We start from the raw sequence: 14,083 nt of genomic DNA, 5'->3' as shown, positions 1-14,083 counted from the left end.
TTTTGGGTTCAACAAGTGGAGGAAACGACGTGAACATCACAAGAAGACTTTTGGGGAAGGCAGCGCTCGGGCTTGCCGGCGCAACATTGCTGATGCAGTTGCCGGCAACGGCGCAGGACAGGCCGGCGCCGTTCGACAAGCCGGGTGCCGTCAAGATCGCGCTGGTCCGCTATCTCTCGACAGGCGACTTCTTCCAGGCGTATCTGTCCGGCGTCGAGGCGCAGGCCAAGGCGCTCGGCGTCGACCTGCGCGTGCTCGACAGCCGTCAGGACGCGGCGCTTCAGGCGGACATGGTCGACCAGGCCATCGCGCTCGGCGTCCAGGGCATCATCATCCAGCACGGATTGACGGAATCGATGAAGGACGCCGCCCAGCGTGCCGTCGATGCCGGCATCAAGGTCGTCGCCTTCGACGTCAATGTCGAAAACCCCAAGATCCCGCAGATCGAACAGTCCGACCGCGACCTCGCGCGCCTGGCGCTCGAACAGGCGGTCAAAGACAATGGCGAGAGCTGGAAGGCCGGCTATGTCTATGTCGCCGGCATCGCCCCGCTCGATCGCCGCAACGAGACCTGGGTCGAATTCAAGAAGAAATATTCGGGCATCAACGAAGCCGCCATGTTCGGCACGCTCGACAATCCGATCGCCAATTCGGTTGCCAACCAGGCTCGCTCGGTGTTGTCGGCTCATCCCGACATCAAGGTGATGTTCGCGCCCTATGACGAATTCGCCAAGGGCGTAAAGATCGCCGTCGACGAGGCCGGGCTGAACAAGGATATCAAGATCTATTCGGCCGACATCTCGACCTCCGACATCGCCGCGATGCGCGAGCCCGACAGCGCCTGGGCGGCAACCGCCGCCACCAACCCGGCCGTCGTCGGCCAGGTCTCGGTGCGTGCGCTGGCGCAGCTCTTGGCCGGCGAAGATCCCGGCCACAACGTCATCGTGCCACCGACGCTGATCACCCAGAAGGACCTGCTCGACAAGGAGATCAAGAACATGGAAGACCTCTCGGCCAAGCTGCCGCAGTTCGCCCATGCCGATGTCGCCATGCCGGCCTGGATGCCGAACCCGAACGCGAAGTAACTTTCGGCACGAGCAAAACAATAGCCGCCTGCAGCAGCTTGCTGCAGGCGGCTTTTTTGTCGAAGATGTCTGGCGCGCCGGACTGCCGAATTTCAATTGTCGCAGTCTCCGATTTGCAGGCCGATTGGACGGTTGAACCCAGGATTCGACGGGTACATGGAGGCGCATGCGGTAAGAGAGGAAAGTCCGACCGGTGTCGTCGCCGGAACATTTTTCCGACGCTCGCAGGCCACCATGGGCGTTGTGGTGTTGGGTGGATCGAGTGGTCGTGTTGATGTCGGGCGCGCGCGGCTTTTTACAGATGCCGGTACGTCGGCCTTGGCGTTGCAGTGGTTTGGCGGCGAGGGCCAGATTCCGGGAATATGTGAAATTCCCCTGGAAACGTTCTTTGCAGCAACAGACTATCTCATTGAAACAGGGTGCCGTCGCATCGTTTATGTCGGCACATCCAAAGGTGCCGAGGCCTCATTGCTTGCCGCGGTCCATGACCAGCGAATCAACGCGGTGGTCGCGATCAGCCCGTCATCGGTAGTTTGGGGGAATATCGGTGCGGGCCGGGATGGTGCCAGTTGGCCTGAACGATCCTCATGGTCGCTCAACGGTATCGCGCTGCCGTTTGTGCCGGCAGATCCAGATTGGACACGAGAGTATGTGGATGGCCTGGTATCTTACAGGGGGCTTTTCGAATGCTGTTTGAAAACCTTCAAGAGCGAATCGAATGCGGCGACCATCCCCGTTGAGACCATATCGGCCGAGATTCTGCTTGTCGCCGGTGGCGACGATGCGCTGTGGCCTTCCCTATCGTTCGCCCGAGATATTGTTAGGCGGCGCGGCGAAGCAGGTAAGGTCACTCATCTCATTTCGTCGCCGGATGCGGGACACCGCATTCTGTTGCCAGGCGAGAGCACACCACGCTCGACATTGCACGCACATGGAGGCAATGACGAGGCCGATTCAAAGCTGGGCAGAAAGGCTTGGGAAGGCATCCGAGGCCTGCTGTAGTAGCAGTTCGAGAATGCCTTCCATGGCCGTGTCGCAAAATTCCGAGTTGCGTGCCTGTCTCGGCCGGTTCCGCCTACCGCAGCGCCGCCGCGATGTTGCCGCCGTCGACCGTCGTCACATCGGCTGTGGTCCGATCGGCCAGCGCTTGATGCAAAAAGGCCTGGGCGACGTCGTCGGCCGTCACTTCCTGCCCGAGCAGGTTGCCGGACATGTACTCCTTCTCCGATACGCCGCGCGCGCCCGAGCGGCTGGCGATCATGGCGTCGGTCAACAGCCCCGAACGGATGCGGTCGGCGTTGACGGCATTGGAGCGGATGCCTTGCGCGCCGTAGTCGAGCGCATATTGCCTGGACAGGAACAGCGTTGCCGCCTTCGGGATGCCGTAAGCGCCGAACTTCGGTCCCGGATTGATCGCCTGCTTGGAGGTATTGAACAACAGCACGCCGCCGGTGCCCTGTTCGAGCATGATGCGCACGGCATTCTGCGCCGCCGACTGGTGGGCGAAGAAATTGAGTTCGAAACTTTTGCGCAAAGTGGCGTCGTCGAGCTCGCCGATCCGGCCCTCCCAGGCTGCGCCCGCATTGGAGACGAGAATGTCGAGGCCGCCGAAGACGGCGACGGCTTTGTCGAACGCAGCGCGCATCTGCTCCGGATCGGTGATGTCGGCGCCAATGCCGATCGAACCGTTACCGGCTTTTTTGGCCGCCTCGGCAGCTCTTGACCCGTCGACATCGACGACCACCGCATGGGCACCGTTGTCGGCGAACAGCTTTGCGGTAGCAGCACCAATCGCACCGGCGCCGCCGGTGACCAGCACAATCTGGCCGGTCAACGGCTTCGGCTTGTTGGCGGCGAGCTTGGCCTGTTCCAACGACCAGTATTCGAGCGGGAACAGATCCTTTTTCGACAATGGCCGGAAATCGCCGACGGCTTCAGCGCCGCGCACCGCCTCGATCCACATTTCACCGACGTCGGAGGCGATCTTCGCGTCCTTGAGCGTGCGGCCGTGGCCGAACATGCCGAGGCCGGGCACCAGCGTCAGCCGCGGCATCTGGTCGAGCATGGTGCGCTTCACATCGTCGAGCGCGTCGTTGGTTTCGAAATAAGCGCGATAGTCCTTGGCGAATTTCTCGACATGTTGCCGGATGACCGATTTGTAGTCGCCGATCGTGTCCGCATCGGGCGCCGGCAGCGCCATCGGTCCGGTCTTGATGCGGATCGACAGGTCAGGCGTCGAAACGCCGCGTCCGGCATAGTCGGCAATTCTAGCCGAATTGATGAAGTCGACGATCGCATCCGAGGTGCGGAAATCGCTGATCATCCGGTCGAAGCGGCCTTCGCCGCGTGCCACCGCCACCGCGCCGCGCAGCATCGGCGCAATGTCCGCGGGCTTGGCCAATCTGGCCGGCAAGGCCGCTTTTTCGGTGCGCGGCTTGCCGTGGCTGGCGATGAAATCCTCGGCGACGTTCACATAATGGATCATCCGGTCATAGGCCTGCCTGGCATCGTCGCCGAAGGTGAAAATGCCGTGCTTGTCGAGGATCAGGCCTTCGACCGTCGGGTCGGCGTCGAAAACATCGGCGGCAGCCTTCGCCAGATCGAAGCCCGGCATGATGTAAGGCACGAACCCCATTTTCTCGCCGAACACTTTTCTGCTCAGCGCCTCGCTGTCCTCCTGGTCGACGATGGCCAGGATTGCGGTCGAATGCGTGTGGTCAACGAATTTGTGCGGCAGGAAGGCGTGCAGCAGCGTCTCGACCGAAGGGTTGGGCGAGGACGGATCGATCAGGTTCGCCCGCTGCAGCGCGACCATGTCCTCGTCGGAGAGCTTCTTGAGCGACCGCGCCTTCAACAGCGCGCCGAGCTTGACCGCCGGCAGGCCCTGCGGCTCGATGACGCCCATGTCCCAGCCGCTGCCCTTGACGCAGAGCACGTCCCATTCGTCGCCGACAAGATCGGTGGCCTTGGTCTTGCACGAGGTGTTGCCGCCGCCATGCAGGACGAGCCGTGGCTCGCCGCCCAGCAGCCTGGTCGTATAGACGCGCAGCGCCAGGTCGCGGGCCACACCCTTCTTTGCATAGTCGGCGACCAGCTTCTCCGCGTCGCCGTCATTCCACAGGTTCTTCATGTCAGCTTCGTCCGATTTCTCTTTTGTTGTGAACAGGAATGCCGCGACGCCCTGATGACAATGCGTCGGCGACTGAAACTAGGTATCAGGCGACCTTTTCTGCTACTGCTCCGGCATGGTCGAGCAGCCGTCGCGCCATGCGCGCGCCGACGACGAGATGGGTGCAGAGCCCGCCGGCGATCGCCGCGACGAGCGGTTCGAACTTGCTCTCTTCCTGCACCACCACAAGGCGCTTTTCGATCTGGCGCAGCGATGACAGCTCTGCCGAAATCAGCCGGCGGTTGTAGCTGCAGTCGAGCGCCTGGCCTTCGGTATCGATGATCTGCCCGGCAATGACGCCGGCTGCACCCGCCTTGCGCAATGCAGCCATTTCGCTTGTCGTCAGCGCGCCGCATTTGACCAGATGGCTGTCGGTATCCACCGAGCCAACCGAGTATAGCGCCAGGTCGCAGTCACCGATACCCGACAACTGCTCGCGGATCACCGGTTCGGCGCGCAGGCCGCGTGCCAGTTCTTCCGTCGTCAGCACCAGCGGCGCGTAAAAATTCAGCCCCTTGGCATTGAGCCGGCGCGCGATTTCCATGGTGCATTGGTCCGGCCGGTACGAATAGGGTGCTCCCAGATTGCCGCAGAGCTGCACCACCGTCACGTCCTGCAGGTCGGCATAGGACATGATGTCGGCGATCGTGTAGATGGTCCGCCCCCAGGCGACGCCGATACGGTCGCCCTTCCTGACCAACTCAAGAAAGACGCTTGCCGCCAGCACCGCGATGTCGGTCGACGGATCGGCGACATAGCCGTTTTCCGGCGCGATCCAGACCGCGTCGAGCTTAAGCGCGTCTTCCAGCTTGCGTGCCAGCACGTCGTCGGTGAAAAGCTGGGTCGAGGTGGAGATGTTGACGATGCCGGTCTCGCGCGCCTTGCGCAGATACATGGCCACCGAGGCACGGGAAATCTTGAGTTGGCTGGCCACCTGGTCCTGGCGCAGGCCGTGTGCATAGTAAAGCCAGGCGGCCTTGTGGATAAGCTGTTCTGCCGGTCGGATCGCCATACCATCTCCTCGCTGACATTAGTCACGGCTCTCGACAAAAGTCAAATTGGGAGGAAGGCATAGATGCCCTTGCGCTCGCCGAATCTAGACCATTCTTGTGCCAAGCGCGGTCTATGATGGCATCGTTGGTGGTGACGGGCCGGAAGCCGGTAGCTAAAGTTCTCGACGAACACATTGCGGAGGACGGGATGGGCAATCCCTATGAACAGGACCTCGACCGGAACCCGGCCAACCACCAGCCGCTGACGCCGCTGACCTATTTTGAACGGGCGGCAAAAACCTTTCCCGACCAGACCGCCATCATCCATGGCCGCCAGCGCACGACCTATCGCGATTTCTGGAAGCGCTCGCTGAGGCTTGCCTCGGCGCTGGCGAAGCGCGGCATCGGCAGGGGCGACACCGTTACCGTCATGCTGTCCAACACGCCGCCGATGCTGGAAGCGCATTTCGGCGTGCCGATGACCAAGGCGGTGCTGCATTCGCTCAACACCCGCCTCGACGCCGCGGTCATTGCCTTCCAGCTCGAGCATGCCGAAACCAAGGTGCTGATCGTCGACCGCGAATTCGCCGGCGTGGTTCGACAAGCGCTGACGCTGGCCAAGGTCAAGCCGCTGGTGATCGACTACGACGATCCCGATTACGCCGCCGACGCGCCCTATGCCAAGGGCCTGCGGATCGGCACGCTCGACTACGAGGCGTTTGTCGCCGGCGGCGACGAGGATTTCGCCTGGTCGATGCCGGACGACGAATGGGACGCCATATCGCTCAACTACACCTCCGGCACGACAGGCAATCCGAAGGGCGTCGTCTGCCACCACCGCGGCGCGGCACTGATGGCCTATGCCAACACCATCCATGCCGGCATGGGCAAGCACCCGGTCTACCTCTGGACGTTGCCGATGTTCCACTGCAACGGCTGGTGCTTTCCCTGGACGCTTGCCGTGCAGGCTGGCACCCATGTCTGCCTGCGCTGGGTGCGGCCGAAGCCGATCTACGACGCCATCGCTGATCACGGCGTCACCCATCTCTGCGGTGCACCCATAGTCATGTCGGTGCTGATCAACGCCAGGGACGAGGACAAGCGGCAGTTCCCGCAGACCGTCACCTTCAACACCGCCGCGGCGCCGCCGCCCGAGGCGGTGCTGTCGGGCATGGCCGATGCGGGCTTTGCCGTCACCCATCTCTACGGCCTGACCGAAACCTATGGCCCGGCCGTCGTCAACGAATGGCATGGCGATTGGGACCGGCTGGAGAAAGGGGCGAGGGTGGCAAAGAAGGCCAGGCAAGGCGTACGCTATGCCGCGCTCGAAGGCCTGACGGTGATGGACCCGCAGACGATGCAAGAGACGCCGGCCGACGGCGAGACGATCGGCGAGGTGATGTTCCGCGGCAATATCGTCATGAAGGGCTATCTCAGGAACCGCAAGGCGAGCGATGAGGCCTTTGCCGGCGGCTGGTTCCATTCGGGCGACCTCGGCGTCATGCACCCGGATGGCTACGTCCAGCTCAAGGACCGTTCCAAGGACATCATCATCTCCGGCGGCGAAAACATCTCCTCGATCGAGGTCGAGGAGGCACTCTACAAGCATCCTGCCGTCGCTTCTTGCGGCGTTGTCGCCCGATCCGACGACAAATGGGGCGAGGTGCCGGTCGCCTATGTCGAGTTGAAGCCGGGCAAGGCGGCGACCGAGGCCGAAATCATTGAGCACTGCCGCGCGCTGCTCGCCCGCTTCAAGGTGCCGAAAGCGGTGATCTTTGCAGAAATCCCTAAGACTTCGACGGGCAAGATCCAGAAGTTCCGGCTGCGGGAGATGGCGAAGCAGCCTTAGCGCCTGACCCGAAAACGGAACCGATTTCGGGAGGCATCATTTCAAAATCCTGTGCGTTCAAAAAGACGCGCGGTGTTGCAGGCGCGCCCGGCGGGAACCACATGCGCTTCATGGGCCAACTCCGTCCAGAGATGTCACCATCTGTCATCAGCGGCGTCAGCTGGCCGAAATCATGTCTTGACAGGTGATGGTTTTCAATTTACGAGTGACGAAATTCTAAATTCGTCAGTCGTAAATTTTGGCCAACGAGATGCTTGAAACCTTAGACACCACCGCCGATTCCGCCCGCCAGGAAAATGTCACGCGCATCCTGGATTGCGCGGAGCGATTGTTCCGCCACTACGGCTACGGCAAGACCAACGTCGCCGACATAGCGCGCGAACTTGGCATGTCGACCGCCAACATCTATCGCTTCTTCGCCTCCAAGGTGGAAATTCACCAGGCGGTTTGCGGCCGTATGCTCGCCACCTGCTACCGGTTGACCTACGAAGCCTGCCATGGTCCCGGCACCGCCAGCGAGAAGCTCCGCCGCTATGTGCATACGCACTATCAGTGGACGCTCGAGACCATGATCGACCAGGAGAAAGTGCACGAGATGGTCATCGTCGCCATCGAACGCGATTGGCATGTCATCGAAAAGCACATCGACAGCATCCACGAATTGGTCGCGGAAGTGATCCGCGAGGGCATCGCCACCGGCGAGTTCGTCGATCAGGATCCGGTGATCGCGTCCAGGTGTTTCGGCGCTGCTATTATCAGCCTCTGTCATCCGCAGATGATGGCCCAATGCCTCGCCAAGAAGAACCGGGCGACGCCGGACGAGCTTACCGAGTTTGCCATCAGAGCCTTGAAGAAATGACCGTTGCCGCCCGTCGGGCGGTGATGTCGGCAATTCATCCCCACAGTTCGGGAGTACGAAAAGTGTCTTTGTCCAAGTCCATCACCTACAGGCTACCGGCCGCCGGCCTGGCACTGATTGTCGTTGCCGCTCTCGGCCTCGCCGGCTGCTCGCAGGAGAAAGCCGAGGTCAAGGAGATCATCCGCCCGGTCAAGGTGGTCGAGATCGCCAAGGCGAGCGATACCCGTCAGCTCTCCTATTCCGGATCGGTGCGCGCCCGCACCGAGATGAATCTCGGCTTTCGCATCAACGGCAAGATCACCGAGCGCCTTGTCGACATCGGTGACCGCGTCAAGCCCGGCGACGTTCTCGCCCGCATCGATCCCACCGACTACGAGCTTTCGGTGAGAAGCGCTCAGGCCAGCCTCGATGCCGCCGACCGTCAGGTCGAGACAGTCGAGCTTACGCGCAAGCGCGCCGAACAGCTCTACGCCAAGAATTTCGCACCGAAGTCGCAGCTCGAGCAGGCGACGCTCAGTTACAATCAGGCGGTCGCCACGCGCGACTCCGCCCGCTCGCAGCTTGCCCAGGCACAGAACCAGGTCCGCTATACCGATCTCAAGGCGGACAAGAATGGCATCGTCACCGCCGTTGCCGCCGATGTCGGCCAGGTGGTCGGCTCAGGCACGCCGGTGGTGACCGTTGCCATCGACGGCGAGAAGGAAGTCCTGATCGCTGTTCCCGAAACCGATATCGCCGAGTTCAAGCCGGGCAAGACCGTCAAGGCGGGTTTCTGGTCCGATGAGGCGCTGACGCTCGAAGGCAAGGTCCGCGAAGTCGCCGGCAGCGCCGATCCGCAGTCGCGCACCTTTGCCGTTCGCGTCAGCCTGCCCAACGATCCGAACGTGCTGCTTGGCATGACGGCCTCCATCGAAGCCGCGGCGGGCAACCGGCAGCAGCTGGTGTCGATCCCGCTGAGCGCATTGGCACAAAAGGACAGCCAATCGATCGTCTGGACCGTCGACCGCAGTGGCGGTACCGTTCATGCGCATCCGGTCAAGGTCGCCGCCTTCACGCCTGACGGCGTCAGTGTCGCCGACGGGCTGAAGCCGGGCGATGTGGTCGTCGCTGCCGGCACGCAGTTCATGACCGAGAATCTGAAAGTCAAGCTTACCGGTGATGCAGCACAACAGTCGGCCTCGGCCGATGATGACGCCGCAAGGCGCTTGCGCTGACGGCCAGGCAATTCACGGTTTCCGGGCGGCAGGCGCCCCCGATTTTCGAGATCTCAGGTCGATGTAACCCCCACATCGATCCTCGTGTCCCACCGCGATGTAGATCTCTCAACTCGGAAAGCCTCGCCGCTCGGAAGCCCACATCGGAAGTTCCTTGGGCATGCGAAAGCGCGTGCTCTGTTGATCAAATTGAAACGGACTGACGCCGATGACCACCGACACCACTGAAAAGCGGTCTTTCAATCTTTCGCGCTGGGCAATCGGCCATCCGAGCATTGCCCGCTTCCTGTTCGGGCTTATCATCGTCGCCGGTGCGCTCGGCCTGATGCGCATGGGCCAGAAGGAAGATCCCGATTTCACCTTCCGCGTCATGGTCGTCCAGGCGATCTGGCCGGGCTCCTCGATCAAGGAGATGGAGGACCAAGTCGTCAACAAGATCGAGCGCAAGCTGCAGGAAACGCCGCATCTCGATTTCGTCCGCTCCTACACCCGCGCCGGCAGCGCCATCATCACCTTGCAGGTCAAGGGCGACACCAGTCCCGCGCAGGTCGCGGATGCGTTCTATCAGGTGCGCAAGAAGGTCGGCGATATCTCGAATGAACTGCCGCAGGGCTTGCTCGGGCCCTACTTCAACGACGAATTCGGCGACACATTCATCACCCTGCATTCGATCAGCGGCGATGGCTACAGCTATCCCGAGCTGAAGAAATTCGCCATCCAGGCACGCGACATGCTGCTGACGACGCCCGGCGTCGAGAAAGCCGTGATCATCGGCGACCAGCCGGAAAAGCTCTACATCGACGTTTCATCCAAGGTGCTTGCCGAACGCGGCCTGACGCTGACCGACCTGCAGAATGCGATCAGGGGCCAGAACAATGTCGACCCGGCAGGTTCGGTCGACACCGGCCAGCGTTCGGTGCGCATCTCGGTCGAAGGCGACGTGGCCAGGGCGGCCGACATTCGCGAGCTTCGGCTGCGGGCCGGCAACCAGGTGACGCGCCTCGGCGACATCGCCACCGTGACCTCCGGCCTCGAGGACCCTTATCAGCGCAAATACCGCTTCAACGGCCATGACAGCGTCCAGCTCGGCGTCGTCATGGCCAAGGGCTTCAACGTCACCGACGTCGGCAAGGACGTCGAAGCGACCTACAAGCGCTTCGAGGAGGCGCTGCCCTACGGCGTGTCGGTGGACCAGGTCTCCGACCAGCCGGAAGTCGTCAAGGATGCGGTGGCCGAGTTCATGGAAGCGCTCGGTGAAGCGCTGCTGATCGTGCTTGTCGTCTCGTTCCTGTCGATCGGCTGGCGTTCGGGTCTGGTGATCGCGATCGTCATTCCGCTGGTCCTGGCCGCCACCTTCGCCATCATGTACGAGCTCGGCATCGACCTGCAGCGCATCTCGCTCGGCGCGCTGATCATCGCCCTTGGCCTCTTGGTCGACGACGCGATGATCGTCGTCGAAATGATGGAGCGAAAGCTCGAGGAAGGCTTGGTCAAGGTCGAGGCGGCGAGCTTCGCCTATTCCTCGACCGCCTTCCCGATGCTGACCGGCACGCTGATCACCACGGCCGGCTTCATCCCCGTCGGTTTCGCCGCCTCGACGGCTGGCGAATATGTGCGCACCCTGTTCTACGTCGTCGGTATCGCGCTGGTCGTGTCCTGGTTCGCGGCGGTCTATTTCACGCCATGGCTCGGCCACATGATCCTGAAGCAGCGCAAGCACGCCGGCAGCCATCACGATGTCTTCGACACGGGCTTCTACCGTCGCCTTCGCTCGACCGTGACCTGGGCCGTGCGCCATCGCATCATCGTGCTGGTGATGACGATGATGACCTTTGCCACCAGCCTGTGGGCGTTCCAGTTCATCCCGCAGAATTTCTTCCCGCAATCGTCGCGCCCGGAAATCCTTGTCGACCTCTGGCTGCCGGAAGGCACCAGCATCAAGGAAGTCGAGACACAGGCCAAGGCGCTCGAAGCCAGGATGATGGACGACAAGGACAAGCGCTTCATCGCCACCTATATCGGCGAAGGCGCGCCGCGTTTCTTCCTGCCGCTCGACCAGCAGCTTCGCAATCCGAATTTCGCCCAGCTTCTGGTGATGGCCAATGACGAACCGGCCCGCGAGCGGCTGATTGTCAAGCTGCGCACCATCCTGGCCGAGGATTTCCCGTCGATCCGCGCAAAGGTCGACCGCCTGTTCCTTGGTCCGCCGACCGGCTGGCCGGTGCAGATGCGCGTCATGGGTCCGGATCGCCAGGAGGTGCGCCGCATCGCCGACGAGGTGAAGGCGAAGTTCCAGGCAAATCCGCTGCTCGGCGCCATCCACGACGACTGGCTGGAGCCGGTGCCGGCGATGAAGCTGGTGATCGACCAGGATCGCGCCCGTGCGCTCGGCGTCACCTCGCAGCGCATCCGCCAGATGCTGCAGGCGACCATGTCGGGAGCGCCGCTCGATGACTTCCGCGACGGCGAGGAGACGGTTTCGATCGTCGCCCGCGAACCGGAGGCAAGCCGTCACCTGCTGTCGGCGGTCGATTCCGTCTATATCCCGACGGATTTCGGTGGCTCCGTGCCGCTGTCGCAGGTCGCCAAGATTGTCCCGGTGCTGGAGCAAGGCGTCGAATGGCGGCGCGACCGCTTGCCGACCATCAGCGTACGCGCCACGCTGCCGGATGGCGTGCAGCCGAACGATGTCGCCATGAAAATGTATGGCGAGATGTCGGGCCTGCGCGCCGGCCTCGCACCCGGCTACAAGATCGAGATCCAGGGCGGCGCCGAGGATGCGGCCGAAAGCCAGGCCTCGATTGCGGCGAAAGCTCCAGTCATGCTGGCGGTCATCGTCGTGCTGCTGATGATCCAGCTGCAGCATTTCGGGAAGGCGATGCTGGTGCTGGCGACCGGTCCGCTCGGCATCATCGGTGCGGCGGCGGCACTTTTGATCAGCGGTGCGCCGTTCGGCTTCGTCGCCATCCTCGGTGTTATCGCCCTGCTCGGCATCATCATGCGAAACTCGATCATCCTGGTCGATCAGATCGACCAGGACATCGCCGCCGGCGTGGAGCGCTCCGAGGCCATCATCGGCTCGGCCGTTCGCCGGTTCCGGCCGATCGTGCTGACGGCGCTGACGGCGGTGCTGGCGCTGATCCCGATCTCGCGCGGCGTCTTCTGGGGGCCGCTCGCCTATGCCATGATGGGCGGCATCCTGGTCGCCACGGTGCTGACCATCCTTGTCCTGCCGGCAGCCTACGCGCTGTTCTTCGGCCGGGAGCCCAAGAAGGTGGTGGAGCAGCCGGCCGAGACGGAAGAAAAGAACGAAAGGCCGCAACTGGCCCTGGCGGCCGAATAGAGCTGTTGGCAAATGTGACCTCCGGCGGTTTAATCCGCCCACCAGGCGTAGGTGCCGGAGGAGGACCGTCATGACCATAGCTCAGGCACCGCTGCGGCTGCCGATCGACGGACGCCATCGCCAGATGTTCATCGGCGGTGGCTGGGTCGATGCCCGCTCCGGCCGGACCATGGAGACCCGCAATCCTGCCACCGGCGCGGTCATCGCCACGGTGCCGCGCGGCGACCGCCTCGACATCGACTTGGCGGTGACTGCCGCCCGCAAGGCGTTCGAGGGACCGTGGAGCCGGCTCAAACCTTACGAGCGGCAGGTACTGCTGCTGAGGATCGCCGATCTCTTCGAAAAGAACTGGGAAGAGATCAGCCTCTCCGACACCACCGACATGGGTATGCCGATCGTGCGCACCCGCGCCAATCGCAACCGCGTCATCGGCATGCTGCGCTATTATGCCGGCATGGCGACGGCGCTGCACGGCGAGACGATCGAGAACTCGCTGCCCGGCGAAATCGTCTCCTTCACCCGCAAGGAGGCGGTCGGCGTCGTCGGCGCCATCATTCCCTGGAACGCGCCGACCGCCGCGTCGATCTGGAAAATTGGCCCGGCGCTGGCGACCGGCTGTACCATCGTGCTGAAACCATCGGAAGAGGCGCCGCTGACGCCACTGCTGATCGCCGACATCATGAACGAGGCCGGCGTCCCGGAAGGCGTCGTCAACATCGTCACCGGCACCGGCACCGAGGCGGGCGCCGCACTCGCCGAGCACATGGGCGTCGACAAAATCGTCTTCACCGGCTCGACGGCGACCGGCCAGTCGATCGTGCGCGCCTCGGCCGGCAACCTCAAGCGCGTCTCGCTGGAGCTTGGCGGCAAGTCGCCGGTCATCGTCTGCGCCGATGCCGATCTCGACAAAGCGGTGCCGGTGGCCGCGATGTCGGTGTTCGCCAATTCCGGCCAGATCTGCATCGCCGGTTCGCGCCTTTTCGTCGAACGCGCGGTCCATGACGAGTTCATCGAGCGTCTCGCGGCATACGCCAAGGGTCTCAGGGTCGGCGACGGCATCGACCCGGCGACCGAGATCGGCCCGCTCGTCTCCGAAAAGCAGTTGCAACGGGTCACCGGTTACCTCGAGGCCGGTACTGCAGAAGGGGCGAAACTCGTCACCGGAGGCACCCGGCTTGTGGAAGGCGCGCTTGCCGCCGGCAATTTCGTCGCGCCGACTGTCTTTGCCGGCGTCTCGGACGATATGAAGATCGCCCGCGAGGAGATCTTCGGGCCGGTGATTTCAGCCTTGCCGTTCGATACGCTGGACGAGGCGGTCGAGCGGGCCAACAACACGCCTTACGGCCTGGCTGCAGGGGTCTTCACCCAAAATCTCGCCACCGCCCACCGGCTGTCGCAAAAGATCCGCGCCGGCTCGGTCTGGGTCAACACCTATCACGCCATCGATCCGGCCGTGCCCTTCGGCGGCTACAAGATGAGCGGCTACGGCCGCGAGGGCGGCGCCGAACACCTTGACGAATATCTCAACACCAAGGGCGTGTTCATCAAGATCGATTGAGCCAGAATAGGCCC

General features: G+C 62.8%; 9 protein-coding genes. 7 read left to right on the top strand and 2 right to left on the bottom strand.

The features are described 5' to 3' along the window. Positions 1–29: 29 nt before the first annotated feature. Complete coding sequence (locus tag NKI22_RS06155) at positions 30–1,085, top strand: substrate-binding domain-containing protein (RefSeq protein ID WP_352937214.1); 1,056 nt, start codon at positions 30–32, stop codon at positions 1,083–1,085. Between the two features lie 234 nt (positions 1,086–1,319). Next, positions 1,320–2,087, top strand: a complete 768-nt coding sequence (locus NKI22_RS06150; protein ID WP_352937270.1) for an acyl-CoA thioester hydrolase/BAAT C-terminal domain-containing protein — start codon at positions 1,320–1,322, stop codon at positions 2,085–2,087. 73 nt (positions 2,088–2,160) lie between these two features. On the opposite strand, the gene NKI22_RS06145 is transcribed toward NKI22_RS06150, so the two are convergent. Further along, entirely contained in the window at positions 2,161–4,215 is a 2,055-nt protein-coding gene (locus NKI22_RS06145; protein ID WP_352937213.1) for a bifunctional aldolase/short-chain dehydrogenase, read from the bottom strand. Positions 4,216–4,300: 85 nt separating this feature from the next. Continuing rightward, a complete protein-coding gene (locus NKI22_RS06140; protein WP_352958295.1) occupies positions 4,301–5,266 on the bottom strand; it encodes a sugar-binding transcriptional regulator in 966 nt (321 codons plus the stop codon). Between the two features lie 188 nt (positions 5,267–5,454). Between NKI22_RS06140 and NKI22_RS06135 the strand changes: the two genes are divergently transcribed. The 5 genes from NKI22_RS06135 (at position 5,455) to NKI22_RS06115 (ending at position 14,069) form a co-directional block, all read left to right on the top strand. Beyond that, the gene (locus NKI22_RS06135) at positions 5,455–7,095 is read left to right on the top strand and encodes an acyl-CoA synthetase (RefSeq protein ID WP_352493974.1); all 1,641 of its coding nucleotides are present in this window, start codon (positions 5,455–5,457) and stop codon (positions 7,093–7,095) included. A gap of 250 nt (positions 7,096–7,345) precedes the next feature. Beyond that, positions 7,346–7,954, top strand: coding sequence for a TetR/AcrR family transcriptional regulator (locus NKI22_RS06130; RefSeq protein WP_023716752.1), 609 nt, complete (start codon positions 7,346–7,348; stop codon positions 7,952–7,954). Positions 7,955–8,016: 62 nt separating this feature from the next. Beyond that, a complete protein-coding gene (locus tag NKI22_RS06125) occupies positions 8,017–9,168 on the top strand; it encodes an efflux RND transporter periplasmic adaptor subunit (protein ID WP_023716753.1) in 1,152 nt (383 codons plus the stop codon). A gap of 208 nt (positions 9,169–9,376) precedes the next feature. Beyond that, positions 9,377–12,511: an efflux RND transporter permease subunit gene (locus NKI22_RS06120; RefSeq protein ID WP_023716754.1), complete on the top strand. Its 3,135-nt coding sequence runs from the start codon at positions 9,377–9,379 to the stop codon at positions 12,509–12,511. Between the two features lie 70 nt (positions 12,512–12,581). Continuing rightward, positions 12,582–14,069: an aldehyde dehydrogenase family protein gene (locus tag NKI22_RS06115; RefSeq protein ID WP_023716755.1), complete on the top strand. Its 1,488-nt coding sequence runs from the start codon at positions 12,582–12,584 to the stop codon at positions 14,067–14,069. Positions 14,070–14,083: the final 14 nt, after the last annotated feature.

The sequence above is a fragment of the Mesorhizobium sp. M0778 genome, assembly GCF_040320105.1.
Taxonomy (GTDB): domain Bacteria; phylum Pseudomonadota; class Alphaproteobacteria; order Rhizobiales; family Rhizobiaceae; genus Mesorhizobium.
Note: the sequence above shows the minus strand (reverse complement) of the source record. Positions and strands in the feature narration are given on the sequence as shown.